Origin of the sequence: Haliea sp. (assembly GCF_040221975.1) — a bacterium.
Taxonomy (GTDB): Bacteria; Pseudomonadota; Gammaproteobacteria; order Pseudomonadales; family Halieaceae; genus Haliea.
On record NZ_JAVJWR010000034.1, the window covers coordinates 32,027 to 59,010 of the forward strand.

Genomic DNA, 26,984 nt, shown 5'->3' on the forward strand with positions numbered 1-26,984 from the left:
CCCGCCGGCACTGGAATTCGTCCATACTTACGGTGAGAATGCTGCCAACGACTAATCATAACCAGCAGGAGAACCACCCATGAAAGCACTGACTGGCCTTAATCCCTGCAATACCAGGTCACCGCTCCTCGCTGCCCTGGTAGCCCTGGGCCTTGCTGCACCGGCGTCGGCGCAGACCTTCGATCTCGGTCCTTTCGAGGCCCGCCTGTCCTCCAACCTCTCCATTGGTGCGAGCTGGCGGGCCGAGAGTCCCAACAATGGCCTGCTGGCGCCGGGCAATACCGCCGATGGCAAGGGCCGGGCATCCTCCAGCACCGCCGATGACGGCAACCTGAACTATGACAGGGGCGACCTGTTTTCGTTGCAGTTCCGCGGCATTCACGACCTGGAGCTGACCCGGGACAACTACGGTTTCTTTACGCGCCTGAAATACTGGTATGACCACGAAGTGGGGACCAGCGCGGTCCCCCACGGCCACGCCGCCAACGGCTATGTCCCGAATCGCAAGCTCGACACCTCCGACTTCGAGCGCCTGGCACGCTATCGCGGTGTCGAATTCCTGGATTATTACCTGTTCGGCAGCTTTGAGGTGGGCGACAGCCCTCTCGAACTGCGCGCCGGCAACATGGTCCTGAGCTGGGGTGAGAGCACCTTTATCCAGAACGGTGTCAACGTGATCAACCCCTTCGATGTCACTGCCCTGCGCAAGCCCGGCTCGGAAATCAAGGAGGCGTTGCTGCCGGTGGGCATGGTCTACGCCAACTACGGTGTCACCGGCGATCTCAGCCTGGAAGCCTTCGTCCAGTATGACTGGGAGCGCACCATCCTCGATGAGTGCGGGACCTACTGGAATGCGGCGGACCCCTACGGTGGCGGCTGTGATTACCTCACCATTTCCAATGCGGTGCCCGACGGCGCCGCCGAGGCCCAGGGCCTGATTTTGCCGCGCAGTGCCGATGTGGAAGCCTCCGACTCAGGGCAGTGGGGGCTGGCCTTCCGCTACTTTTCCGAGGCTTTCAATGACACCGAGTTTGGCCTCTATTACATGAATTACCACAGCCGCACGCCGATTTTCAGCGCCAACAACGCCACCGTTGCCTTCGGTTTGCCGGTCAATTTTGGTGCCAATCCGGACTACTTCTTCGAGTTCCCCGAGGACATCGAACTCTGGGGCTTGACCTTTGCCACCAATCTCGGTGCCTGGGCGGTCTCCGGTGAATTGAGCCATCGCCCGGACTTTCCGCTGCAGATCAATACCACCGATCTGCTGCAGGCCGTTGCCCTGGGTACCGCGGCGGAGTGGTCCCGGATGCTGCCGCGAACGCTGGCGGCGGGCCCGGGTGGCTACGTGGCAGGTTATGACAATGTCTCCTACACTCAGGCGCAGATGACCTTTATCAAGTTCTTCGAGCAGGTGTTCGGCGCCCAGCGGCTCTCCCTGGCCGCGGAGGTCGGTGCGGTGTTCCTCGGAGGCATGGAGGACAATATCAACTACGGGCGCTCACCGAGCTACGGCGTCGGCGACTTCGAGCCATTCAGCAGCCAGTTTGCACTGTGGCCCGGCTCCCCCATCGCCTGCGACTCGCACCCGGCGGCAGAGGCCTTTGCCGGCATCCGGCCCAACAGCAACGGCGACTACTGCACCGATGAGGGCTTTACCGAGGACTTCTCCTGGGGTTACCGGGTGCGTGCAAGTCTCGAGTACACTGATGTCTTTGCCGGTGTCAACCTGACGCCGAATGTGGCCTGGTCCCACGATGTGAAAGGCACTTCGCCGGCACCGAACTTCATCGAGGACCGCATTGCCCTGAGCCTCGGGGTCATCGCGGACTACATGAACGTCTACCGCGCCGATATTTCCTATACCAGTTTCTTTGGTGCAGACTATGATGAAATGATCGACCGGGATTTCGTCTCCCTGAGCTTTTCCGTCGCGTTCTAGTGCACCCGATAACAAGGAGTAATTGCATGAATAAAAGATTGATGGCCGCGGGTCTCGCGTCTTTGCTCGGTCTGGGTAGCAGCCTGGCTCTGGCGAAAGTCAGCTCCGAGCAGGCCGCGCGCCTGGGCGGCGAGGAACTGACCCCCATTGGTGCCGAGCGCGCCGGCAACGCCGACGGCAGCATCCCGCCCTGGGAGGGCGGCATCACCGAGCTGCCCGCGGGCTACACCGAAGGTGAGCGCCTGGTGAACCCGTTCGCCGAGGACGAGGTGCTGTTCACCATCACCGCGGACAATGTCGAGCAGTACGCCGACAAGCTCTCTCCGGGGCAGGTGGCGCTGTTCCGGCGCTACCCCGACACTTACCAGATGCCGGTCTATCCCTCCCGCCGTAGCGCCAACCTGCCCGACAGTGAGTACGAGCTGATCAAGGAGTGGGCGACCAAGACCGACCTGGTCGCCGGTGGCAACGGCCTGGTGGATTTCCGCGCCAGCATTCCGTTTCCCATTCCGGAAAGCGGCGTTGAGGTGATCTGGAACCACATCACCCGTTACCGCACCCCGCAGGGGGTCAAGCGCCGTTACATCCAGGCGCCGGTGCAGGCCAATGGCGCCTTCGCTCCGGTGCTGTTCGAGGAGGAGGCCATCTTCGCCAACCGTTTCCCCGGCAATCCCTACCCCAACCGCCTGTTCGTGTTCCTGCAGCGCATCCTGGCGCCGGCGCGGCTGGAGGGGGATGTCCTGCTGGTACACGAGAACCTGAACCAGGTAAAGGAGCCCCGCTCCGCCTGGGTCTACAACGCTGGCCAGCGACGGGTGCGCCTCGCGCCCAGCATCGCCTATGACGGTCCCGGCGTCGCCTCCGATGGCCTGCGCACCGCCGACGACCTCGATCTGTTCAATGGCGCGCCGGACCGCTACGACTGGGAACTGGTGGGCAAGAAGGAAATTTACATCCCTTACAACGCCTATGCCCTGCGCCGTGGCGATCTCAAGTACACCGACATCATCAAGCCCGGGCACATGGACCCGCAGTATCTGCGCTATGAATTGCACCGGGTCTGGGTGGTGGAAGCCACGCTCAAGGAAGACGCCCGCCACATCTACGCCCGCCGCACGTTCTACGTGGACGAGGATACCTGGCAGATCGCGGTGGTGGACCACTACGATGGCCGCGGCGAACTGTGGCGGGTGAAGGAGGGCCACAAGGTCCAGCACTACCAGGTGCAGGTACCCTGGATCGCGGCGGAATCCCTGCACGACCTGATTTCCGGTCGCTATGTTGTGATCGGCCTGGACAACGAAGAGAGCGGCTACCAGTACGATTTCGGCTATGTTGGTGACTTCGATGACTTCACGCCGGCCGCTCTGCGCCGGGCTGGACGGCGCTAGGCGCACGGCCATGGATTGTCTGAGCGCTCTGGCGCGGCCACTGGGCCTCGCCGCACTGGTTCTCTGCGTCCTCCTGCCCGCGCCACTGCGTGCGGCGGAGGACTTCGCCTTCCTGCCGGCGGTGACCTTCACCGAGCCCGCCAGCATGCAGTTGCTCGACATCACCCGGGCGGGCGATCGCCTGGTCGCCGTGGGCGAGCGCGGCGTGATCATTCTCAGCGACGATGACGGCGCCAGTTGGCGCCAGGCCCCGGTACCGGTCAGTGTCACCCTGACCGCACTGCACTTCCCGCAGCCGGAGCTGGGCTGGGCCGTGGGCCATTCCGGCACGATCCTCCACAGCAATGACGGCGGCGAGAGCTGGAGCCTGCAGTTCGACGGCTACGATGCCAATCGGCAGTATCTGGCGTGGGCGCAAGAGCGTGTGCGGCAGCTGGAGGACGCGCTGGCGGAGGCCGAGGCCGAGGGGGTGGAAGAGGCGGACCTGGGGGAGCTGCAATATGCCCTGGAAGATGCCAGCTTTGCCGTGGATGACGCCACGGATGCGATTGATGTCGGCCCCGCCGATCCCTTTCTCGATGTGTTGTTCCTCGACGCCAACAACGGTTTTGCCGTCGGTGCCTACGGCATGCTGTATCGCACCGACAACGGTGGCAGCGACTGGAAGATCGCCATTGCCGGCATCGACAATGCCTATCGGTACCATTACTACGCCATGGCCGCCGGCGCCGACGGTCGCCTTTATCTCAGTGGTGAAGCCGGCCTGCTGTACTACTCCAGTGACAATGGTGGCAGCTGGGAGCGGGTGGAGGATCTCTACGACGGCAGCCTGTTTGGCATCGCAGCGCAGGCAGGAGAACTCTACGCCTACGGGCTGCGCGGTCACGTGTTCCGCTCAACGGACGGCGGTGTCAGTTGGGAGGAAGTCGGTAACGCCGAACGCTACAGCCTCTATGGTGGCACGCGGCTGGCGGATGGCCACGTCCTGATGGTCGGTTCCGGCGGCCTGGTGCTGGCCAGTACCGACGGTGGCGGCTTGCGTGGCTGGCGTCATCCTTCCCGCTCCAGTCTGTCCTCTGCCGTTGAGACCGCCGGCGGCGACATCCTGCTGGTCGGCATGGCCGGCCTGTTACCCCTGAGTGAGGCAGATCCCCTGTGACCGACCACGAAAGCACCCGCGAAGAGCCGGAAGACGGCAAACTCCGTCCGCTGCTGGGCACTCTGTTGATGGGGATGCGCCTGCCCCTGATCCTGCTGTTTGCGCTGACCACGGTATTTTTCGGCTGGCAGGCGAGCCAGCTCAAGCCCGATGCCAGCTTCGAGAAGATGTTGCCGGTATCGCATCCCTACATCCAGAACTTCCTCTACCGCCAGGATGATCTCAAGGGGCTGGGCAACTCGGTGCGAATCATTGTCGAGACCACCGAGGGCGACATCTTTACCGAGGAGTTCCAGGACCTGCTGCGCCGCATTACCGACGAAGTCTTTTACATCAACGGCGTCGACCGCTCCGCACTGCAGTCCCTGTGGACCCCCAATACGCGCTGGATGGAGGTCACGGAGGAGGGCTTTGTCGGCGGTGCGGTCATTCCCGATGACTACGACGGCAGCGAGCGCTCCCTTGGGGATCTGCGCGAAAACGTACTCAAGTCGGGCCAGATCGGGCGCCTTGTCGCCAACAATTTCAAGTCGACCATTATTGTCGCGCCTCTGGTTGAGACAGACCCCAACACCGGTGAGCGTCTGGATTATGCCCGCTTTTCGCACGACCTCGAGGAACTGGTGCGAGACAAGTACTCCTCGGACACCATCAATATCCGTATCACCGGCTTCGCCAAACTCATCGGCGACCTCATCGAGGGCGCCACCCTGGTAGGGCTGTTCTTCCTGGTGGCGTTTGCGATCACCGCGGTGATGCTGTTCATCTATTCCCGCTGCGGCTGGCTCACCTCTGCGGCGCTGTTGTGTTCCACGGTGGCGGTGGTCTGGCAGATGGGGCTGCTCAACCTCATGGGCTTCGGCCTTGACCCGTACTCGATGCTGGTGCCGTTCCTCGTATTTGCGGTAGGCGTCAGCCACTCGGTGCAGATCATCAACCGCTTTGGCAATTTCATTTATCTCAAGGTATCGCGTCTGGAGGCGGCACGGCTCACCTTTATCCGCCTGTCCAAGCCCGGTTTCGTGGCCCTGCTCAGTGACGGCGTGGGTTTCTTCACTCTGCGGGTCATCGATATCCCGGTGATCCAGGAGCTGGCCGTGGTGGCCGCGACCGGGATCGCGGTACTGATACTGACCAACCTCATCCTGCTGCCCCTGGTGCTGACTTTCACCGGCATTTCCGATCGCTGCGTCAGCTATCGTTCCACGAAGGAAAACAGCCGCTACAGCCACTGGCGCCTGCTGGCCAAAACGACCCGCCGGGGACCTGCGATCACCATTCTCGCCGTGTGTACGATACTGTTTGCCGGCGGCCTGTACTTTGGCCAGTTCCAGAAAATAGGCGACCTCGACCCGGGTGCGCCGGAGCTGCGCGCCGACTCACGCTACAACAAGGACAACGCGTTCCTCACCCGCAACTATTCCACCAGTACCGATGTGTTCGTGGTCATGGCCAGCACCGATGTGCAGCAGTGCGGCAGCTACGAGTTCATCTCGGCGGTGAACTATTTCCAGGGGGTGATGGAAACCGTGCCCGGAGTGCAGTCCGCCATGTCCCTGGTGGATGTTTCCAAGCTCGCGATCCAGGGCATGAACGAGGGCAGCCCGAAATGGCACGAGACCAGCCGCAATCGCTTTATCCTCAACAATTCCCTGAGCAGTGCGCCGAACATGCTGCGCAATACCGACTGTTCCATGGCGCCCGTTATCCTGTTTCTTGACGATCACAAGGCCGATACCCTGGATGGTGTGGTGGCCGAGGTGGAGGAGTTTGCCGAGACCTACAACCGGGATGACCTGCAGTTCGATATGGCGGCGGGCAATGCCGGGGTCGAGGCGGCGACCAATATCGTCATCCGCGAGGCCCAGACCAGGATGCTGCTTTGGGTCTACGGGGTGGTGATTGCGCTGTGCCTGATCAACTTCCGCTCCCTGCGTATTACCGCCTGCATCATCGTGCCGCTGATGCTGACCTCGGTCCTTGGCCAGGCGCTGATGGCCGCGCTGGGTATCGGGGTCAAGGTGGCGACTCTGCCGGTGATTGCGCTGGGTGTGGGCATCGGGGTGGACTACGGTATCTACATCTACTCTTCGCTGCAGTCCTACCTGCGCAGCGGTGAGTCACTGGAGAATGCGTATTTCTACGCGCTCAAGTCCAGCGGCACCGCGGTGGCCTTCACCGGTCTCACCCTGGCGGTGGGCGTGGGTACCTGGATGTTCTCGCCGATCAAGTTCCAGGCCGACATGGGCCTGATGCTCACCTTCATGTTCTTCTGGAACATGCTCGGGGCGCTGCTGTTCCTGCCGGCCCTGGCCTGGCTGCTGTCACCTCGAGGCAGCAAAGCCTGAAGTCAGTCGCTTACCCGATAGGCCAGCAGCAGATTGCCCGGCAGCTGGCCGAACATGCTGTAGCCCGATAGTACGTACAGCCAGCCGTCGGCGATCACCTGGCCGCCGACGTCGATGGCGCCGCCGTGGCCTTCAAGTCCGTTGCTGGCAGTGACCGGCACCGCGGTGGCGGTTTCCCACAGGACTTCCCCCGTTGCCAGGTCAAAGGCCCGTACCCGGCCATCGAGGCCGGCGCTGAAGGCCAGTTCCGGCGTGACGGTGGCCGCGGCCGAGAGCCCGTAGTAGAACGAACACCGATACTGTTCTTGCAGTGGCTGGCCGCCACCGGCGCGAACCTGGGCCAGGCCCACCAGGGGCCGGTGCTCCTCGGGGAAATCGCAGCCGCGGGTGACGGTGTGCTGCCACGCCAGGGCGCCGTTGCTGATATTCAGCGCATACAGGCCCGGCGCCGGCGTATAGCCGGGAAGATCCCGCTCCGGGTCGGCAACCGGCACCACCAGACGGGTGCCGGCGAGGGCCATGCCCCAGTGGATACCGCCATTGGTGGTGCCCTGGCTGACACGCCGTGACCACAGACGTTCCCCCGCGGCACTCGCCGGATCCGGATTGAGGGCGTGAATCTCCCCCGATTTCTGTCCCGCCAGCAGCAGCTGGCCGCCGTCGGGCAGGTCGGCGATGATCACCGAGGCGCCGAAGTCGAAGTCGGGCCCCGGCTCCTCCGGGCAGTTGGCGCCATCGTTCTGGCAGGCGGCATTCCAGGCGTCATCGGCGGTGGCTTGGAAAATCCAGGCGGCCTCGCCGCTGTCCAGGTCCAGGGCGACGATGGCGTCGCTGGTGCCGGTGGCGGGCCGGGACAGGTTCTGGCCGGTACCGACATAGAGCCGGTTGCGGGTGGCGTCAATCGCGGGCGTGGTCCACACCACCGCGCCCGAGGGTCCGTACCAGTCGACGCCGTCCGCATTCTGGCCCTGCAGGGTCGCATCGGGCGTGGCATGCCAGGTCCACAGCTGCTCGCCGCTGCCCGCATCCAGGGCCAGCACCGCACCGTGGGAGCGGCAGCAGGGATAGCCCGGGCTGCCCGCCACCGCAACCTCGTAGGAAGACACCGGCACATACAGGCGGTCGTCGTGGAAACTGATGGAGCCGGTGACCACCGAGGTGTCGAATACCCGGGCCGAGCCCTGCCACACCGTCTCCAGGGTCTCCGGGTCCAGGGCGAACAGGTTGGCGAGGGAATCGGCGAGTACCAGCAGGCGGCGGCCGTTGTTCAGCTCGGCGACCGTGATCGCGGAGCGCACGCCGGCCATGACCTCCGTGTGCCTGCGTACGCAGCCGGTCTTGCGGTCCAGCGCATAGAGCATGCCGGCGCGGTCGCCCAGGTACAGAGTATCGCCGATGATGGCGGGCTGGGAGCGCATGTCCGTGACCCGCGGCAGGGCCAGGCTCCAGGCGAGTTCCAGGGAGCCGACGCTGGCGCGGTCGATGCCGGCCTCCGCGGTGTCCAGGAAGCGGCGGTTGTCCGGCCCCAGCCCCCAGTGGCCAACCCGCACGGTACCGTCACTGGCGTCGGTTTCCGTGCAGGCAATTTTGTCTACCCAGTCATATACCCCGGTCGCTGAGTTGGTCAGGTAGAGGGCGATCAGCCCCCGCTGCTGCTTGCTCAGGTGGGCCGCCATGGGCTGCATCTTGCCGAACTCCAGCGACACCATGATGCCTTCACGCGACAGGTTGCCCAGCGCCTGGCGGGTGGGCGCTTTCATGGCTGGGTTCTGGTGACAGTCCGCGCAGTGCTGCCGGTACAGGCGACCGCCGAAATACGCCAGCGGCAGCTTGTCGGCGTGGCGCATGGCCAGGGTCTCCACAGTCCGCGCCGGGTGTTGGAAGAAACCCTCGCTGCCCAGCCAGACGGCGAGGCCGACCAGCAACAGGAGCATGACCAGCAGTATTTTTTTCATAGGGGAAGCCTGAACGCGTAGAGGTAGTCGCCGCTGCCACGGTTGAACATGTGGTGGCCGCCGGCGTTGATCACCAGGTATTGCCGGCCCCGGTAGCGGTAGGTCATCGGAGTCGCGGTGGCGTCCACCGGCAGGGTGTACTGCCAAAGCGTGGCGCCGCTATCGGTATCGAAGGCGCGGATCTGCCGGTCCATGGTGGCGCCGATAAAAAACAGCCCGCCCGCGGTGGCGATACCACCGCCCAGATTGGGAGTGCCCCACTCAATGTGCACAGGCGCATCCACCGGGCCCATTTCGTGTACCGAACCGAGCGCGGTCTCCCAGAGGATACGCCCGCCGTACAGGTCTACCGCCAGCAGCTTGCCCCAGGGCGGCGGGTTGCAGGGCAGTCCCAGGAACGATTGCAGGCGGTCGATTTCGATCGCGTAGGGCGTGCCGGCCATGGTCACCCGGAAGCGCCGGCCCGCCGCCGGCAGTGCGCGCTCGACAAGGTCTGCAGCCGCTACCAGGCGACCGGTGAACGCCACGTTGTTGATGTTGACCAGCAGTACGCCGCGTTCCGGCAGCAGGGCGCCGCCGCCCCAGTTGGGTCCGCCGAGACTGCCCGGATACATCAGGGTCCGGGTCTCACTGATCGGGGTGAACAGGCCCAGGTTGTGCAGCGCTGCCAGCTGGCGCCGACAGTGGCCGCGATCGACGGGGGTCAGGCCCCAGGCGTCGTTGGGCATCAGGAAGCTGTCCAGCAGCGGCGGCGGGGCGATGGGCTTGGGCTGGGTGAGGGCGGTGACCTCGCCCGGAACTTGCGACGGGGGTACGGGTTGCTCGGTGATCTCCCACAGGGATTCCCCGGTGAGCCGGTTGAGTACGAACACAAAGCCCTGTTTGGTCAGTTGTGCCAGCGCCGGTACTCGCTGCCCATCCCGCCGCCAGTCGAACAGGATGGGCTGGGCCGGGGTGTCGTAGTCCCAGAGGTCGTGGCGCACATGCTGGAAATGCCAGCGCCGGGCGCCGCTGGCCAGATCCAGGGCGACCACGCTGTTGGCATGCAGGTTGTCCCCCGGACGTCCGGCACCATAGTAGTCGGGAGAGGGTGCGCTGACAGGCAGGTATACCAGGCCGCGCTCTGCATCCACTGACATCGGCGCCCAGACGTTGGCGCTGCCGCTGTCGGGGTGCCCGTCCAGGGGGTCGAACTGCCACAGGGGCTCGCCGTTGTGGCTGTCGAAGGCCTGCACTACCCCGCGCGGGGTGGTGGCCCGGGTAAAGTCGATCACCGTCGATCCGGTGACCACCACGCCATTGGCAACCACGGGCGGGGAGGAGTTACTGACCTCCCCGGGGGGATGATCGCTGCTGCCATACAGCGCCACCCGGCCTTCCTCGCCGAAGCCGGCACAGGGTTTGCCATCGGCCGCATCGATTGCCCACAGCCTGCGGTCGTGAGTGGCGAGAAACAGTCGATGCCGGCAGTGGGCCGCGGTGGCTACCGCCGTGTCCTCGGCATAGCTGACCCCGCGGCAGCGAAAGGGGCGGTCGCCACCGCGATTGATCTGCGGGTCGAAATCCCAGCGCTGCTCGCCGCTGCCCGGGTCCAGGGCAATCACGCGGTTGAAAGGCGTGCAGTACACCAGGCTGGCTCCGGCGGCCGCGGGCAGCAGGATGGGCGTGCTCTGGGTAGAAGTCTGCGCCATGGCTGCGCCGAAGGTTTCACTGTCGCCGCTGCGGAATACCCAGCCGACCTCGAGCCGGGCCACGTTGTCACGGTTGATCTGGTCCAGGTCGCTGTAGTGCTGGCCCCCTGCGTCGCCGCCATAGACTGGCCAGTCGCTGGCGGCGGCGCTGACTGCGCACAGCGTCAGCAACAGCCCCGTCAATCTTCCTGCAGCCACTGCCGCTACTCCGCCAGCGGTGTGATGCGCAGCAGCGTCGGCACGCCGCCCTCGGTTTGCCAGGTGGGGAAGTGGGAGTTGCTGGTATAGATCGCACCGCTGTCCTCGGCCACTTCGATATCCCGGGTAAAGAAGCGCTGCCGCGGCATGGGATACACGCGCCAGCGCTCACTGGCGATATCGAAACTCATGATGGTGTCGGACTGGTTGCCGTTGACCCACACCACTCCGCGATCGCGGTCGACGTTGAGCGCGTAGGGGACTTCGTTGCGCACCGGCAGCGGGTAGTCGGTAAAGACAGCAGTCACCGGGTCGTATTTCACCAGCAGGGAGTCCTGGAAGGCCACGATCCACAGGTTGCCGTCCGCATCCGCCCGCAGCCGCCGGGGCCCCTCGAAGGGGAAATCGATCATGGTGACCTCGTCGGTAGTCGGATCGATCATCGCCAGGTCATTGGCATACAGCCGTGCCACCCAAACACGCCCGTCCGGCGCCACATCGATGCCATAGGGCATGGGCAGCCCCGTGCCCTCCCGGTCCGGCGCCGGTTGCGGCCGCCGCTCGGGGTCCATCCAGAAAATGAACGGCAGCGACTTCAGCACCAGCCACTCGCGGAAACTGCGGGCCGGCAGGTCGTAGATCCTGAACTCGCCGCTGTCGCGATCAAAGCGGGCCACCTGGGAAGACAGTGCCAGGGTGAACCAGACCCGGTCCTGGTCGTCGGTACGGATGGTGTGGGGGTAATAGCCCTCGTCCATTTCGTGAATGGTGAAGGCCTTGGTCTCGGGATTGAATTCCAGCAGTGCCTGCTGCATGGAGGGGGTAATGAAGATATTGCCGTCGCGCTTCGAGTAGGCAAAGGAGTGCACCCCCATGGTGTTGTCCATCTTCGGGAACACCGTGAAGCGGTTGCCGAGAATGCCGCCGATGGTATCGCCTTCACGGTGCGGCACCTTGTAGACGGTGTAATCACCGGTTGCCGGGTCGACCTCGTAAATCCGGTCGAACAGGTTGTCACCGACGTAGACCAGGCCGTTGGGGTGCAGCAGGAAGTCGTGCATCTGCGAGAAGCCGTCACCGAGCGGCCACTCGGTCATCTGGTAGTCCGCCAGGTAGGGCTCCCAGCGCCGCGGCTCGGGCACCTGCTGCGGATTCTCCCGCAGCTCCCGCAACTCCGTTTGCAGCAGTTCCGCAATGCGCTGGTGGTCCTCCGCTGGCAGCCGTGCGCCGTAACTGTTCATGCGTTCAAACACGCTGAGCCATTGATCCACGGTGCGTTCGTTGCGCATGAACGGTGAGGCCTGCTGGTGGCAGAAGGCGCAGTTGAGCTGGAAGGTTTTCTTCAGCTCGTCGTCGCCGCCGAAGCGCAGCTGTGACAGCCAGACATTGGAGGGGAAGCTGGCGATGTACTGTTCCCGGGACATGGGCTGCAGGGTCACCTCGATGGGCTCCTCGCCGGCAGGGGCGGTCAGGGTGGCGTCGACAAAGCCCTGGGCGCGCACGCGGAACCGGTGATCGTCCAGCCGGGTTCCAAAGCTGACACGGCCGGCGGCATCGGTGAAGCGGGTGAGGGTCACGGCAGCGCGATTGCTGACCCCGTCGGCCGGGTAGCCCATCTCACCCAGTGTGGGCTCTGGCACTGTCAGGGGGCTGGCGGTCACCATGGCGGGGTTGATGGGCTCGCCTGCGGGGTCCCTGACCACGAAGCTGGCCGCGTGGCAGTAGCCGCTGCCCAGCAGAAGCAGTACCAGAGTGCTTGTTTTTATCGTCATTGCAGATGTTACCTTGCTATCTTGGGACAACCCTGGTTGGGGTCAGGTCCGTAAAATGTTCGGCGCAGAGTGGGGGAGTATTTATTGATGATTGATATGGCCCTGATTCACAGTTCGCCATTCTACGAGTGGGCAGCCCTGTTGGCGCTGGCCGCCTTTGTGGGATTCATCGGCCTGCAGTTGCGCCAGCCGATGGTGGTCAGTTTTATTGCGGTTGGTGTCCTCGCGGGGCCCTCGGCACTGAATATCGTCAGCGACCACGACAACATCGAGTTGATGGCGGAGCTCGGGATCGCCGTGCTGCTGTTCCTGGTGGGGCTGAAGCTCGATTTGAAGCTGGTCCGGACCCTGGGCGTGGTGGCCCTGGCCACGGGCCTGGGGCAGGTCCTGTTCACCTCGCTGTTCGGGTTCCTGCTTGCCCTGGCGCTGGGCATGAGTGTGGTCGTCTCGCTCTACGTGGCGGTGGCGCTGACCTTCTCCAGTACCATCATTATCGTCAAGCTGCTGTCGGACAAGCGCGAGGTGGACTCCCTGCACGGGCGCATCGCCATCGGCTTCCTCATTGTGCAGGACCTGGTGGTGGTACTGGCGATGATGGTCCTGTCTTCATTCGGCATCGGCGCCGCGGAGGGTGACAACGGCGGGGCCCTGGCGCGGGTGGCGGGTATCCTGGTCAACGGCGCGGCGATGCTGTTGCTGGTACTGCTGTTCATTCGCTACCTGGCGACGCCGCTGGTGGGGAGGATCGCGCACTCCCAGGAGCTGATGGTCACCTTTGCCATCGCCTGGGCCGCGCTGCTGGCGGCGGCCGGCCACTACCTCGGCTTCAGCAAGGAGCTGGGTGGCCTGCTGGCGGGGATATCCCTGGCATCGACACCCTATCGCGAGGCGATCGTGGCGCGGCTGGGTTCCCTGCGGGATTTCCTGCTGCTGTTTTTCTTCATCGCGCTGGGCACCCAGCTCGACCTCAGCCTGCTGGGCGCGCAGATCAGCCCGGCCCTGGTCTTTTCGGTCTTCGTGCTGGTCGGCAACCCGTTGATCGTCATGGTGATCATGGGCCTTCTGGGCTATCGCAAGCGCACCGGTTTCCTGGCGGGCCTGACGGTGGCCCAGATCAGCGAGTTCTCCCTGATTTTCATGGCCATGGGCATGACCCTGGGGCACGTGGATGCCGAGGCCCTGGGCCTGGTGACCCTGGTCGGTCTCATTACCATCGCCATGTCCGTGTACATGATTACCTGGTCGCATGTGCTGTACCGGTGGCTGGAGCCGGTGCTGGGTATCTTCGAGCGCAACAACCCGCAACGGGAAGCCTCAGTGGCAGAGCAGGAGGTCGACGTCCGCGGTTACGATGTGGTGGTGTTTGGCCTCGGCCGCTATGGCATGGCCATCAGCCGCTTTCTCGAGGATCAGGGCTACCGCGTGCTGGGAGTGGATTTCAATCCCGAGGTCGTGCGCAAGTACCGGGACTGGGACAAGCAGGCGCTGTACGGGGATGCTGCCGACCCGGAGTTCATGGCCAGCCTGCCGCTGCAGGGCGTCAAGTGGGTCGTGTGTGCCTTGCCCCAGCACGATCTCGGCGTCACCCATGAAGATCCGCGGCTGCTGATTCTCAATGGCCTCAGGGATCGCCAGTTCCAGGGCAGGGTCGCGCTGGCGACGCACTACAGCCAGGATATCGAAGGCCTTCACGCCAAGGGGGCAGATCTGGTTCTGGCCCCGTTCACCGACGCCGCCGAGCTGGCGGTAGCCAAGCTGGTGGCGGACATGCAGGCGTGACCCCGGTGCTAGCGACCTGCGCGGCATAATTCTATACTCACCTCTTTGGGCCGCGGTGTGGCCAGTAGAAGTAGCAGGCGGGAGTGTGCAGTTTGGGAGACAGTGACAAGACGCAGGATCCGGGTTCCGACACCAGGGCCGGGACGCCAGACGCTGATGCCACCGAGATCAACCCGGAGGGCTCGCTGCCCGGGGAGCGAAACCCGGAGGCCGAGACCCCCGCGGCTGACTATACCGAGTACCAGAGCCCCACCCAGACCTCGGCCGGCTTCGATCGCGCCCGCCAGCTGGCGCAAAAGGCGCGCTCGGAAAGCGGTCGTCTGCTGAAAAAACGTTTCGTGCTGGAAGATGTGCTGGGCGAGGGCGGCATGGGGCTGGTCTACAAGGCCCGGGATTTGCGCAAGGTCGAAGCGGAGGATCGCAACCCCTACATCGCGGTCAAGGTGCTGGGGCAGAATTTCAAGGACCATCCCCAGGCGTTTGTGTCCCTGCAGCAGGAGGCGGTGAAGTCGCAGAAGCTGGCGCACCCGAATATCGTCACCGTGCACGACTTCGACCGCGACGGCAGCACCATTTTCATGACCATGGAGCTGCTCAAGGGCGACCCCCTGGACAGTCTGTTGCGACTGGAGGCGCCGTTCAGCAAGGAAGTGGCCATGCGCTACTTCAGCGACCTCTGCTCCGGCCTCGACTACGCCCACAAGCGCGGCCTGATCCACTCCGACTTCAAGCCCGGCAACATCTTTGTCACCACCGGCGGCACGGTCAAGATCCTGGACTTCGGCATCGCCCGCGCCGCCAACAAGACCGCCGTCAGCCACGACTACGACGCCGGCGACCTGGGCGCGCTGACTCCCGCCTATGCCACCGTGGAGATGGCCCGGGGAGAGCCACCCAGTTTCAGCGATGACGTCTACGCCCTGGCTTGTGTGCTTTACATCATGCTCACCGGAGAGCACCCCTACGACCGCAAGAGCGCCGCGGATGCGAAAGCGGAGAACCTGAAGCCGACCCGGCCCGCCGTACTCAACAACCGTGAGTGGCAGGCGCTGAGCGCGGCCCTGAGTCCGGACAAGAGCCGGCGCCCGGCGACCATTGACGCCTTCCGCGGCGCCATGCTGCCACCGAAACGCAGTGGCAGCCTGAAAGGGATTGCCGCGCTGGCGTTGGTGCTGGTAATCGCCGGTGGCTGGTTTGGCTACCAGCAGTACCAGGCGGGCGAGCAGCAGCAGCGGGCTATCGACAGTCGTCTGCAGGCCGCCAAGGATTGCTTCTACAGCCAGGACTACAAGTGCGCTATCGAGAGCGCGCTGGTGGTGCGCAGCCTCGCGCCGCAAAATACCGAGGCCGGCCAGTTGCTGGCGGCGGCAGAGCAGGCGCAGGCCCAGGCCGAGCAGGAGCGGCTGGTCAACTCCCGGCTGGCGGACGCGGAAGCCTGTTTTGCAGCGGGGGATTACGATTGTGCCAGCAGTCGACTGCGTGGCCTGCTGGATCTGGTGCCGGGTCAGGCGCAGGCGATCCTGTTGCTGCAGCGGGTGGATCGGGAAGTCGCGCGCCAGACCATTGCCGGTTACCTGGAGGAGGCACGCACCTGCATAGCCGGGGATGATATAGGCTGCGCGCGCTCGGCCCTTGCCAGTGCCCGTGAAGCCGGGGCCGAAGCCGATGACCTGGAGGGCCTCCAGCGCGAGGTGGACGTCATGGCCGAGCGCCTGATGGCCGCCGCCCGCGACCGCGAGGAACGGCTGGGCCTGCTGTTGGGCGAGGGCCGCGCCTGCCTGCGGATGAACGACTTTGCCTGTGTCGATGACCGGGCGGCCCAGCTCAGATCGGCGGATCCCGGCAATGCCGGCGCGCTGGAACTGGAGCAGGCAGCCGCGGCCGGGCGCGAGCAACAGCGCTTCCGCGAACAGACCGTGGCCAGCTTTCTGCAAGAGGCGAAGGATTGCTTCCAGCGCAAGAACTACAGTTGTACCATTGCCAAGTCGGAGTCTGCACTGGCGATCATTCCGCGACACCCGGGCGCCAACGATCTGATCCGCAGGGCGGACGCGGCGCAGAGCGAGGCAAAAATGAATATTTCCATACAATAGACTATGGTGCAGTAAAGCAGCAGCCGGTCGGGCTGCGGGGGGAAGCGTCATGAAATCTGTAACCCGAGTTGTCATGGCCACAGGGCTCGCCCTGGGTGTCGCCAACACCAGTCAGGCCAGCTTCTTCAAGGACCTGGTCGATTCCGTGCAGCGCACTGCGGAGAATACGGCCAGGCAGGTGGTGATCCAGACCACTGCCCAAATGGTGCGCGACATGATCATCGGCTACACCACCGTGCAGGTGAAGAGCGAGCGCGAGGTGTCCGCCGAGTTCGAGAAGCAAACCGGTAGCCTGCCGGTCAACCCCAAGGTCAGTGCCTACCGCAGCGAGATCCTGCCGGGAACCTCCGTGCGTCCGGGCACCGAAGTGCGGGTCAAGTCCCATATTGAGGTCGTGCCGGGAACCAGCGGTGCCCGCGCCAATATCGAAGAGAAGATGACGATCTGGGACAACGACGACAACAGCATTGCGCTCAACAGCATGACCAAGGCGCCGGGTTCCAGCACTGCCAATGGCGGAGCGTATACCAGTGAATTCACCTTCACGCTGCCCGAGGGTCTGCCCCAGGGTGTCTACCCGGTGAGCACCCATCTGTTGCTGAATGGCGAGCAGGTCGGGGACCAGAAACACGGACTGCAGCTGGTGCTGCAGGTGGATACCAGCGGCGCGGTGCAGCTGGCGCTGGCCGCCGGCTAGTCCGGCAACCCGAAGCGCTGGCGCAGGAAGCGGGCGATGCCGTCTTCATTGTGGTGGCCTATCACCGCAGTCGCCACTTCCTTGACATAGTCCTTGGCATTGTCCGGGGCATAGCATTCGTCGGCCAGGGCGAACATGCTCAGGTCGTTGTCGCTGTCGCCAAAGCACAGGACCTTGCTCACGCCCAGGTCTTCCTTTAACCGCGTCACGGCGTTGCCCTTGCTGGCATCGATGTGATGAATGTCGATCCATTTCAGCGCCGAGCCCTCCAGCGCATCGCCGCTATACGCCACCAGGTTGTCTTCACCCTCCACCAACTGTGCCACCGCGGCAATTGCTTCCGGCTTGCCCAGCGCGCTTACGTTGGTGATGTCTGCAGTCGCAGGCATTTTCTCCACGGGCAGGACATCCACTTCCGAGCGTTTTGCGAACTCTTCCGCCAGGCGCCGTTCCACATCGTTACGCAGCGGGGTGTGATAGATGGCGTGGTAGTTGCCGGGTGCGAGGGTGAAAATGAACGGTGTGACATCCTGGGCCATGACGGCTGTCAGGACCTGCTCGATCTCGCCCTGAGTCAGGAAGGTGGTGTGGCTGTAATCCTCCGCCTGCGGGCACCAGATCACGGCGCCATTCTTGAATACCTGTGGCAGAGAAAAGCCGTGGCCGTGGAGAATGTCGCGCGCCGCGTGCAGGGTACGCCCGGTTGCCACGGTATAGGCGATACCGTTTTGTGCCAGCAGCTGCAGCGTGTCCCGGGTATAGCCGCTGATTTGGGAGCGGCTGTCGAGCAGTGTGCCGTCGAGATCGAAAACGACCAGTTCCAAAATGACTCCAGACTTGTGCCGGCAGGGGTGTTGAAGGCAAGCTGGAGAGCATAGCGTTTCGCCGCCTGGAGGTCGAGAACACCGTGACAATGACGTCGACAGGATCGGGGCACCGGCGCCGCTGGCTGCTGCGGGCGCTGGTGGCACTGGTGGCACTGGTGCCGGGTTGTAGCCGGGAGAGCCCGTACTCGCCGCTGCCAGCCGGGAGCGTTGTGCTGGCCTTCGGCGACAGCGTCACCTGGGGTACCGGCGCCGGCCGGGGCGAGGATTTTCCCTCCCGGCTGGCTGAACACAGTGGCTGGCAGGTGGTGAATGCCGGAGTCCCGGGGAACACTGCGACGGCGGCCAGAGAGCGCCTCGAGGGTCTGTTGCGGCAACATGACCCGGCCCTGGTCATTGTCGAGCTCGGCGGCAACGATTTCCTGCGCAGGCGGCCCGATGCCGACGTCGAGGCGGATTTGCGTGACATTCTGCGCACGGTACAGGACCACGGTGCCATTCCCGTGCTGGTGGCCGTGCCACGGCTGTCGTTGCTGCGCGCCACTGTCGGTGCTCTCAAGGATGCGCCGCTCTATGCCCGGCTGGCGGAGGCGGAGGGGGTGTTGCTGGTGCCCGATGTGCTTTCCGGCGTACTGTCGCAGGAGTCGTTGCGCGCGGACACTATCCACCCCAACAAGGCGGGGTACGAGGTGCTTGCGGAGGAGTTGGCGGCAGCCCTGCGGCAGGCGGGGCTGCTGTCGCCAACGTAGCCGCTCAGCCGGCGGGGCCGAAGGCGTACTCGCCGCCCTGTTCCAGGGCGCGCCGATAGGCCGGGCGGGCGTGGATACGATCGCGGAAAGCCGCGAGATTGGGGTAGGGCTCCAGGGTGTGCAGCAGGGGCGCTATTTCGGCGACAAAGGAGAGCTGGATGTCGGCGCCGGAGAAACTGTTGCCCACCAGCCAGTCGACTCCTTCCAGCGCCGCATCGATGTAGCCGAGGTGGCGCTGCAGTTCGTCGTTGATCCGCGGTTGCAGCGCGGCACCCTGGTCCGGCAGGCGCGAGGTATACATGCGCAGCATCAGCGGCAGCATGGCGCTGCCCTCGGCGTAGTGCAGCCACTGCAGGTACTGTTCGTGCGCATCGCTGCCGGGTGCTGGCAGCAGGCGGCCTCCGCCGTGCCGGCGCAGCACATAGTCGATAATGGCGCCGGACTCGATGATCACCCGGTCGCCGTCGCCGAGCAGGGGCGACTTGCCCAGCGGATGTACGGCCTCCAGCTCGGGGGGTGCGAGATTGGTGTCGGCATTGCGTTGGTAGCGCACTATCCTGTAGGGCAGCTCCAGTTCCTCCAGCAGCCAGAGGACGCGCTGGGAGCGCGAGTTGTTGAGGTGGTGGACGACCAGCATGGCAGTACTCCCGTGGATGTTGTTATCGCTGTCGATTGCAGGATAGCACGGCCGCTACCAGGTGATCGCCTGGCCGTCCCAGTCCAGGTAGGACAGGGTGCCATCGGCGGTGGCCGCGTCCATGACGGCCAGCAGCCTGCCCGCCACAAAATCGGGGCTGAACAGTTTCCCCGCGGCCACGTTGCCCTGGAATGGCCTGGACAGCGCCGTGTCGGTGGTGCCCGGATGAAAGGCAATAAGCTTGCTCGCTGGTGCGCGCCGGGCCAGTTCCACCGCGGCGGTTTGCAGCAGCATGTTGAGCGCCGCCTTGGACGCGCGGTAGCTGTACCAGCCGCCCAGCCGGTTGTCGCCGATGCTGCCGACCCGCGCACTCAGGGCGGCGATGACGCAGTGCTGCTTGCGCCCGAGACCCTTTGCCAGGGCCTGCAGCCACAGCATCGGAGTGATGCTGTTGGCGTGGAACACGGCCTGCATCCACGCCGGGTCCAGCTGCTCCAGCGACTTCTCGGGGCCCTTGTCTCCGGCGTGCAGGATGCCGCTGCAGATCACCACCCGGGCGAGCCGGCCAACGTCGTCCCCCAGTTCCCCGCGCACCGCCGCGATGTCCTCGGGCGAACCGCTGCAAGGCAACCAGCGCAAACCCGGTGTTGCCGCCAGCGCCGACGGTGGGGTGGCGGCGCGGCTGACACAGAACACGGTGCTGTAGCGGTTGTCATCCAGCAGTCGCCGCGCCACGGCGGCACCGATGCCGCCCGAGGCGCCGATGACCAGGGCAACATTCTCAGCAGTCAAGTCCGAGCTCTCGTTTGACGAGGTCCAGCACATCGGGTTGCCACACTGGACCCGGCGGCAAATTGCCCCAGACCGGTTGCGGCCAGCAGGGGTCGTCTTCGCGGCGGCCGACGACATGCAGGTGCATTTGCGGCACGACATTGCCCAGCCCGGCAAAATTCACCTTGGGGTAGCCCCGCGCCTGCTTCAGCCATTGCGACAGGTACCGGCAGTCTGTCAACACCTGCTGCAACTGGGCGGATGGCAGGTCGAGCAGGTCTGCCATGTCGGTATCCGGCACCAGGATGAACCAGTGCAGGTTGGCATTGCGCGACAGCAGCAGCTCGCCGCTGGCCATCGCGCCCAGCTGGTGGCAGTCCGCCAGCAGCTGTGGATGCAGCTCAGGCATCGGTATAACGCTTGATCACCATCTTTCCCAGGGCCATCTGGTGGACCTGGTCCGGGCCATCCGCCTGGCGGCACCAGCGCGCGTAGTTGAATGCCTCCGCCATCATGTAGTCTTCGGTGAGGCCGCCGGCGCCGTGAATCTGCATGCAGCGGTCGATCACGTTCTGCATCAGCAGCGGCACCGTGCTCTTGGCAGCGGCGATATAGTCCAGCGCCCCCTGGGGTGTCAGCTCGTCCATCCTGTGGCAGGTCTTCAGCAGCAGCAGTCGGCCCATCTCGATTTCCGAGAAGCAGCGCGACAGGTCCTCGCGCACGGACTGGTGCTGGCTCAGCTTGCGGCCGAAGGTGGTACGACTCTCGGCCCGCTGGCAGGCCAGCTCCAGCGAGCGCTGGGCGGCGCCGATCAGGCGCATGCAGTGGTGAATGCGACCCGGGCCCAGACGGCCCTGGGCAATCTCGAAACCGCGCCCCGGCCCCAGCAGCATGTTGCCGGCGGGCACCCGTACATTCTCGAACAGGATTTCCGCATGGCCCAGGGGGGCGTCGTCATAACCCAGGGTGGTCAGCGGCCGCACCATGGTCAGGCCCGGAGCGTCCTTCGGCACCAGGATCTGGCTCTGCTGCAGGTGGCGGTTGGGGTTGTCCGGGTCCGACTTGCCCATGACGATGAATATCTGCGTGCGTTCGTACATGGCACTGGTGATAAACCACTTGCGGCCGTTCAGCACCCAGTCGTCCCCATCCTGCTCAATGCGCAATTCGACGTTGGTGGCGTCCGAAGACGCGACCTGGGGCTCGGTCATGGCGTAGGAGGAGCGGATCTCGCCCGCCAGCAGCGGCCGCAGCCAACGCGCCTGCTGCTCGGCATTGCCGTAGCGCATCAGCACCTCCATGTTGCCGGTATCCGGGGCGTTGCAGTTGAACACTTCCGGCGACCACAGCACCCGGCCCATCATCTCCGCCAGCGGCGCGTAGTCGAAGTTGCTGAAGCCGTCGTGGTCGGCGAACTCCGCCTCGTGGGGCGAGATAAACAGGTTCCACAGGCCGGCAGTCTTCGCCTTCTCCTTGAGCTCGTCCATCAGCGGCAGGGCGGCAAAGCGCGAAGACGCGCTGTGCAATTCCCCGGCATAGGCGGCTTCGTTGGGATAGATGTGCTCGTCCATGAATGCCTGCAGGCGCTCCTGGTAGGCGTAGGACTGCTGGCTGAAACTGTACACGGTGTTCTCCTGGGCTGATTTTCCGAGGCGCGTAGTGTAGCCGCTGCGGTGATTGGACGGAAATCGTGTTTACGTCGCTCGAGTGCCGTCGTTCTCGTGGCAGCCTGACCGCTGCAGCGTGGCTCCGGTCCCTTCGTTCCAGTGGCAGCCTGACGGCTGCTGCGTCGCTCCGGCACGGGAAGATCCTTTTTCTCCATTCCGGGCGCATGCGGCGCGCGTTCCCTCAATAATCTTGCGCTGCCGTCTGGCCGCGCACATCGTTATTGGGTGTGGCACCTGCCATGGCGAAGGCAGGGTTGGAGCTGGCCTGTTCCCACTTTCAGGGCTGCGGGTTGGCAGCCACTAAGTGGAGGACGGCGGGCGCGCCGACGCCCTGCAAGTCCGAAAAAGGACATTCCCGCCCCGGATCAACGCGGCGGGTAGGCTGGAGCCACTGCACGCTGTCAGAGGAGAGGGGGCGCGGTTCAGGCTGCAATGCCGTGCCCGGGCATTCCAGTGGCGAAGTCATGAGCGATGGCCCCTGCACCCCGCGTTGATTCGGGGGGCGGGGGCTGCGAGACGGACTTGGAGGGCGTCGGTGCGCCCACCCAACTTTCTTAGTGGCTGCCAGCCTGCAGCCCTGCAAGTGCGAACAGGTCAGCCCAACTGGCACCGTCGCCTTGCCAGGTGCCGGACCAGCTCACAGCGTACGCGGCCAGACGGCAGCGCAAGAATCCAAAAGGTTTGCGCGCCGCATGCGCCCGCAATGGAGTATCGGAGTCCCCGGCTCCCGGAGCGACGCAGCGGTCGCCAGGCCGCCACGCGAACGAAGCGATCCACGGGGCAGTCCCGTAGCGACGCAGGGCCGGGACGAGCAGTCCGCCAGGCTGCGGTGCGAACGAAACTACTGTTATCCGCAGACGCCAGTTGACAGCGACAAGCGCCGCTGAGTAGTGTGCAGAGACATACAGGAGTGAGTCATGACCGAGGCCATCAACGCGCTGAGCGCCACAGCGCTGCTGCAAAAATACAGTCGAGGCGAACTCTCGCCGGTCGAGGCCACCCGCGCCGTCCTGGGGCGTATCGAGGAACTCGACGCCGATATCCATGCGTTCTGCCTGGTGGATCCGGAAACCACTCTGCGCAGTGCGGCGGAATCGGAGGAGCGCTACCGCAGAGGCCAGCCCAGGGGCCTGCTGGACGGGGTGCCGGTTGCGATCAAGGATCTGTTCCTGACTCCCATGTGGCCTACCACCCGGGGCTCGAAGACGGTCGATCCCGCCCTGCATTCGGGCAAGTCGGCGCCGGCGGTCGCGGCCCTGGATCGCCACGGCTACGTGCCCCTGGGCAAGACCACCACGCCCGAGTTTGGCTGGAAGGCGGTGACGGATGGTCCCCTGCACGACGCCACCTGTAATCCCTGGGACCACCAGCGCACAGCCGGCGGTTCCAGCGGCGGCTCGGCGGCAGCGCTGGCGGCGTACATGGCGCCGCTGGCACTGGGCACGGATGCCGGCGGCTCCATTCGCATCCCGGCGGCCTTTTGCGGCGTTGTCGGTTTCAAGCCCTCCTTCGGTGAAGTACCTCACTGGCCGCCCAGTCCGTTTGGCACCCTGGCCCATGCCGGTCCCATGGCGCGCACGGTGGAGGATTGTGCGCTGCTGATGAATGTCCTGTCCGAGCCGGATGTGCGCGATGTGCACGCGGTGCCGCGGCGGGGCATTGACTATCTGGCTGGTCTTGGCGAAGGCGTCAGGGGACTGAAGATTGCGTTCAGCCCCAATCTTGGTCACGTCCATGTCACTCCCGAGGTAGAGCGCGCGGTCGCTGCGGCTGCCGGGGTCCTGCGCGATCTGGGGGCGACAGTGACCGAGGTGGACCCCAGCTTCAGTGATCCCCTCGGCGCTTTTGGTCACCTGTTCTACAGTGGCGCCGCGAACGCCCTGCGTGACCTCGGCACCCGCAAGCGCGAGCTGATGGATCCACAGCTGGTCAAGGTGGCCGAGAAGGCGGCCAGGCTCACGGTGCTGGACTACCTCGCGGCCAACAACGAGCGCGGCCAACTGTGCGAGCGCATGGCCCAGTTTCATCAGAAATACGACCTGCTGTTGACACCGACCCTGCCGATCACGGCCTTCGGGTTGAACCGGGAAGTCCCCGAGGATTGGCCCAGCACCCGCTGGCCCACCTGGACGCCGTTTACCTATCCCTTCAACCTGACCGGGCAACCGGCCCTGAGTGTGCCCTGTGGTTTCTGTCGCGAGGGCCTGCCGATTGGCCTGCAGCTGGTGGCGGCCCGCTATAACGATGCCACTGTCTTGCGTGCCGGCCATGCCTATCAGCAGGCTGCTCCCCAGGCGAGGAAACTGCCATGAGCGATATGGATATTGATTTCTACGAATCCGAGGATCCGATCTGGAACCCGGCACTGCTGGCCATTCCGATGCCGGGGATCCGCAAGATGGTCAACCTGGCGGCGACCATGGACGATGTTATCCATCTGTCCATTGGCCAGCCGGACCTGCTGGCCCCGCGCCATGTGGTCGACGCCACCGTGGACGCGCTGCACGCCGGCCAGACGGGCTACACCATGGACGCCGGACTCCCGGAGCTGCTGGATGCGCTGGCGGAATACTACGGCGAACGCTACCAGCGCACCCTGTTGCCGGAGAATATTCTGGTCACCACTGGCGCCACCGAAGCCATTTACCTGGCCCTGACCTCCACCTCGGCCCCGGGCCGGGAGTTCATCGTGCCCGACCCGGCTTTCATGCTGTATGCGCCCCTGATCCGCATGAACGGTGGCAGCGTCAAAAGCATTGCCACCCGCGCTGAAAAAAATCACCAGCTCGATCCACAGGAAGTGATCGATGCCATGGACCAGAATACCTGTGCCGTGGTGCTGAACTCCCCCAGCAATCCCACCGGCACCGTGTACCCGCGGGAGACTATCGAAGCCATTGTCGAAGAGGCTGCCTATCGCGGCATCTATGTAATCAGCGACGAGGTCTACGATCATCTGATCTACGACGGCAAGACCTTCCCCAGTGTGCTGTCCTGCTGCTCGGACCTGGACCATGTCATGGTGGTCAGCAGTTTTTCCAAGACCTTCAGCATGGCCGGCATGCGGGTGGGCTGGCTGATCGCCAGCCAGGGTGCGATCAGGAAACTGCGCCGCTATCACATGTTTACCACCACGGTGGCCAACACGCCCTGCCAGTGGGCGGGGGTGGCCGCGCTCAAGGGCGAACGCACCTTTGTCAACGACATGCTGGCGGAATACGGCCGTCGCCGCGACCGGCTGATGGAACTGGTCGACCAGACTCCGTACCTGACCGGCTACAAGCCGGAGGGTGCATTCTACATGTTCCCGTCGCTGCCCGAGGGCATCAACGGCAACAACGTGGCTCTGCGTCTGCTCCGGGAAACCGGCGTCTGTACCATTCCCGGGCAGACCTTTGGTGATTCCTGCAGCAATGCACTGCGAATAAGCTACTCTACCTCCATCGACCGGATCGAGGCCGCTTTCGAGCGCATGATCCCGTGGATGGAGAAGCAGGATTTTGCCTGAGTTGTTCTTGCCGACGTGCGTCGGCGGCAGTTGCTGAAGGTGCAGCGAGCGCAGTGGTGCAGCAGCGCCCGGCTTTACTCCGTGCGTATTGCTGTGTAGTCTCAGGTGGTCCTGTCGGGACAAGACGAGACAACCAATTTAAAGGGGCGAATTATGAAGATGAAAACAATGACAGGTGCGGCGTTGGCAGCTCTGATGACTGTGGGTCTTGCGGCGTGCAGCAGCGATGATGCTGATGAAGCGCAGCAGTCCGCTGCGGAAGCGATGAGCACCATGGGTGATAAGGCCAAGGAAGCCGGTAGTGCTGTGTCCGAGGCGGCGAGCAGTGCCGCGGAATCCACCGGCGAAGCCTGGGACGATGCTGCCGATGCCGCGGGTGACGCCATGCACGATGCCAAGCAGTGGGGCGAAGATGTCATGCATGACAGCGAGCAGTCGGGTGAAGACGTCATGCACGACAGCAAACAGGCCATGGAAGACGCAGCGCATGAAGCAGAGCAAATGGCCGATGATGCTGAAGACGCCGTTGATGATGCCGTGAACAACCAGTAGCCCCGGGGGCAACGCTCGCCAGATTGAAGGCGGGCGTTGCCGTGTGATTCCCGCCTGTTTTTATCTGCGCCCTGGCGCTTTAGTCCTGATCGCCTTGTGGATTCGGTGCCCTGGGCACGGGGGGTTGTGCTGGCGGCGTTATGCCCAGCTGGCGGTTTCTGTGCTCGCCGAGTCTGCGCGCCAGTTTTTGCAGGTCCGCGGTGCGGTCGATTTCATCGACGATTTCCCTACCCACCAGACTCTCGACGATATCCTCCAGAGTGATGACGCCGTCGACACCGCCGTATTCATCGACTACCAGCATCATGTGCGCATCCTGGGTCAGCAATTCTTCAAAAGCCCGAAGCAGATCGATCGCGCCAACCAGCGCCGGTAGCTGGCGGCGGAACTCCCGCAGAGTTCTGCCGACTTCACCCTTGGCTTTTGCCTGCATCAGCTCGCCGCGCAGGACAAAGCCGGTGACATCGTCCTGATCGTCGCCGTAGACCGGTATGCGTGAGTAGGGCTGGTCGCCGTGCCGGTCAAAAAACTCCTCCAGCGGCAGGTCCTGTGGCAGGCTGAACACAACCGGCCGCGGCGTCATTACCGTACTCACGGTCTGATCTTTCAGGGATAGCAGATTGAGCAGGATGCGCGACTCGTTGTTGGCCAACTCACCTTCGATCTCCCCCAGTTCCGCCATTACCACGAATTCCTCGCGACTCAGGCCTCGGATGGGTTTGCCGTGCGCTAGCAGGCGGGTCAGCCAGTTGAACATCAGCACGAAGGGGTAGAGCAGGACAATCATGCCCTGCAACAGGATGGCGACCGGGGGTGCCAGTTGGCGCCAATAATAGGCGCCCAGGGTTTTCGGGATAATTTCCGAAAACACCAGGATAAGGAAGGTCAGGACCGCGGAGAATACTCCCAGCATGTTGCTGCCCAATACTATTGCTGCCTGGGCGCCAGCCACCGTGGCGCCCGCAGTGTGGGCGATGGTATTCAGCGTGAGAATCGCCGAGAGGGGGCGGTCCACGTCCTGTTTCAGCATTTGCAGGCGGCGCCCCGCGCGGCGTCCCTCCTGTTCCAGAACCCGGGTATAGGCGGTGGTGACACTGAGCAGCACCGCCTCGGCGATCGAGCAGATAAATGAAATTCCGAGAGCCAGGGAAACGGCCAGTAACAGTAGCGCCATGAGGGGTACTTGATCTCCGATGCTGGTGCCGGCGTATCGCGATCTGTCAGCGAGATCTGCGCCAGCGCTAAATCTGC

General features: G+C 64.2%; 20 protein-coding genes. 11 read left to right on the top strand and 9 right to left on the bottom strand.

The window, feature by feature from the left end; all coding sequences use genetic code 11:
* Positions 1 to 79: 79 nt before the first annotated feature.
* From RLO07_RS18030 to RLO07_RS18045, 4 genes are read left to right on the top strand one after another with little or no spacing between them, the layout of a single operon-like run.
* Positions 80 to 1,942 (top strand): DUF1302 domain-containing protein, encoded by a 1,863-nt coding sequence (locus RLO07_RS18030; protein ID WP_462293535.1) that lies wholly within the window; start codon positions 80 to 82, stop codon positions 1,940 to 1,942.
* A gap of 26 nt (positions 1,943 to 1,968) precedes the next feature.
* Entirely contained in the window at positions 1,969 to 3,333 is a 1,365-nt protein-coding gene (locus RLO07_RS18035) for a DUF1329 domain-containing protein (RefSeq protein ID WP_462293536.1), read from the top strand.
* A 10-nt stretch (positions 3,334 to 3,343) separates the two neighbouring features.
* Complete coding sequence (locus tag RLO07_RS18040; RefSeq protein ID WP_462293537.1) at positions 3,344 to 4,492, top strand: WD40/YVTN/BNR-like repeat-containing protein; 1,149 nt, start codon at positions 3,344 to 3,346, stop codon at positions 4,490 to 4,492.
* Positions 4,489 to 6,840 (top strand): efflux RND transporter permease subunit, encoded by a 2,352-nt coding sequence (locus RLO07_RS18045; RefSeq protein ID WP_462293538.1) that lies wholly within the window; start codon positions 4,489 to 4,491, stop codon positions 6,838 to 6,840. Before RLO07_RS18040 ends, RLO07_RS18045 begins: the two co-directional genes overlap by 4 nt.
* Positions 6,841 to 6,842: 2 nt before the next feature.
* Here RLO07_RS18045 and RLO07_RS18050 read toward each other — a convergent pair whose 3' ends face one another.
* From RLO07_RS18050 to RLO07_RS18060, 3 genes are read right to left on the bottom strand one after another with little or no spacing between them, the layout of a single operon-like run.
* Positions 6,843 to 8,795, bottom strand: coding sequence for an outer membrane protein assembly factor BamB family protein (locus RLO07_RS18050; RefSeq protein WP_462293539.1), 1,953 nt, complete (start codon positions 8,793 to 8,795; stop codon positions 6,843 to 6,845).
* Positions 8,792 to 10,684: a pyrroloquinoline quinone-dependent dehydrogenase gene (locus RLO07_RS18055; protein WP_462293540.1), complete on the bottom strand. Its 1,893-nt coding sequence runs from the start codon at positions 10,682 to 10,684 to the stop codon at positions 8,792 to 8,794. Before RLO07_RS18055 ends, RLO07_RS18050 begins: the two co-directional genes overlap by 4 nt.
* 5 nt (positions 10,685 to 10,689) lie before the next feature.
* Entirely contained in the window at positions 10,690 to 12,456 is a 1,767-nt protein-coding gene (locus RLO07_RS18060) for a Vgb family protein (protein WP_462293541.1), read from the bottom strand.
* An 87-nt stretch (positions 12,457 to 12,543) separates the two neighbouring features.
* Here RLO07_RS18060 and RLO07_RS18065 point away from each other — a divergent pair, with 87 nt between their 5' ends.
* The 3 genes from RLO07_RS18065 to RLO07_RS18075 all read left to right on the top strand — a co-directional run bounded on the left by RLO07_RS18065 (position 12,544) and on the right by RLO07_RS18075 (position 17,025).
* Positions 12,544 to 14,235, top strand: coding sequence for a cation:proton antiporter (locus RLO07_RS18065; RefSeq protein ID WP_462293542.1), 1,692 nt, complete (start codon positions 12,544 to 12,546; stop codon positions 14,233 to 14,235).
* Between the two features lie 92 nt (positions 14,236 to 14,327).
* Complete coding sequence (locus RLO07_RS18070) at positions 14,328 to 16,328, top strand: serine/threonine-protein kinase (RefSeq protein WP_462293543.1); 2,001 nt, start codon at positions 14,328 to 14,330, stop codon at positions 16,326 to 16,328.
* A gap of 49 nt (positions 16,329 to 16,377) precedes the next feature.
* Positions 16,378 to 17,025 (top strand): hypothetical protein, encoded by a 648-nt coding sequence (locus tag RLO07_RS18075; protein ID WP_462293544.1) that lies wholly within the window; start codon positions 16,378 to 16,380, stop codon positions 17,023 to 17,025.
* Here the strand turns inward: RLO07_RS18075 and RLO07_RS18080 are convergent.
* A complete protein-coding gene (locus RLO07_RS18080) occupies positions 17,022 to 17,849 on the bottom strand; it encodes an HAD-IIB family hydrolase (RefSeq protein ID WP_462293545.1) in 828 nt (275 codons plus the stop codon). The two genes, RLO07_RS18075 and RLO07_RS18080, sit on opposite strands and share 4 nt — an antisense overlap.
* An 89-nt stretch (positions 17,850 to 17,938) precedes the next feature.
* On the opposite strand from RLO07_RS18080, the gene RLO07_RS18085 reads away from it, so the two are divergent.
* Positions 17,939 to 18,598: a GDSL-type esterase/lipase family protein gene (locus RLO07_RS18085; protein WP_462293546.1), complete on the top strand. Its 660-nt coding sequence runs from the start codon at positions 17,939 to 17,941 to the stop codon at positions 18,596 to 18,598.
* A gap of 4 nt (positions 18,599 to 18,602) precedes the next feature.
* On the opposite strand, the gene RLO07_RS18090 is transcribed toward RLO07_RS18085, so the two are convergent.
* From RLO07_RS18090 to RLO07_RS18105, 4 genes are read right to left on the bottom strand one after another with little or no spacing between them, the layout of a single operon-like run.
* Positions 18,603 to 19,235, bottom strand: coding sequence for a glutathione S-transferase family protein (locus RLO07_RS18090; RefSeq protein WP_462293547.1), 633 nt, complete (start codon positions 19,233 to 19,235; stop codon positions 18,603 to 18,605).
* 54 nt (positions 19,236 to 19,289) lie between these two features.
* Complete coding sequence (locus tag RLO07_RS18095) at positions 19,290 to 20,027, bottom strand: SDR family NAD(P)-dependent oxidoreductase (protein ID WP_462293548.1); 738 nt, start codon at positions 20,025 to 20,027, stop codon at positions 19,290 to 19,292.
* Positions 20,017 to 20,415 carry an HIT domain-containing protein gene (locus tag RLO07_RS18100; RefSeq protein ID WP_462293549.1) on the bottom strand — a complete coding sequence of 133 codons (399 nt, stop codon included), beginning with the start codon at positions 20,413 to 20,415 and terminating at the stop codon, positions 20,017 to 20,019. The genes RLO07_RS18095 and RLO07_RS18100 overlap by 11 nt, the downstream gene beginning before the upstream one ends.
* A complete protein-coding gene (locus RLO07_RS18105) occupies positions 20,408 to 21,631 on the bottom strand; it encodes an acyl-CoA dehydrogenase family protein (protein WP_462293550.1) in 1,224 nt (407 codons plus the stop codon). The genes RLO07_RS18100 and RLO07_RS18105 overlap by 8 nt, the downstream gene beginning before the upstream one ends.
* Before the next feature lie 959 nt (positions 21,632 to 22,590).
* Here RLO07_RS18105 and RLO07_RS18110 point away from each other — a divergent pair.
* The 3 genes from RLO07_RS18110 to RLO07_RS18120 all read left to right on the top strand — a co-directional run bounded on the left by RLO07_RS18110 (position 22,591) and on the right by RLO07_RS18120 (position 25,733).
* Positions 22,591 to 23,985, top strand: a complete 1,395-nt coding sequence (locus RLO07_RS18110; protein WP_462293551.1) for an amidase — start codon at positions 22,591 to 22,593, stop codon at positions 23,983 to 23,985.
* The gene (locus tag RLO07_RS18115) at positions 23,982 to 25,181 is read left to right on the top strand and encodes a pyridoxal phosphate-dependent aminotransferase (RefSeq protein WP_462293552.1); all 1,200 of its coding nucleotides are present in this window, start codon (positions 23,982 to 23,984) and stop codon (positions 25,179 to 25,181) included. The genes RLO07_RS18110 and RLO07_RS18115 overlap by 4 nt, the downstream gene beginning before the upstream one ends.
* A 153-nt stretch (positions 25,182 to 25,334) precedes the next feature.
* Positions 25,335 to 25,733, top strand: a complete 399-nt coding sequence (locus RLO07_RS18120) for a hypothetical protein (RefSeq protein WP_462293553.1) — start codon at positions 25,335 to 25,337, stop codon at positions 25,731 to 25,733.
* Between the two features lie 79 nt (positions 25,734 to 25,812).
* Here the strand turns inward: RLO07_RS18120 and RLO07_RS18125 are convergent, their stop codons facing one another.
* Complete coding sequence (locus tag RLO07_RS18125) at positions 25,813 to 26,907, bottom strand: CNNM domain-containing protein (RefSeq protein ID WP_462293554.1); 1,095 nt, start codon at positions 26,905 to 26,907, stop codon at positions 25,813 to 25,815.
* Positions 26,908 to 26,984 lie beyond the last annotated feature (77 nt).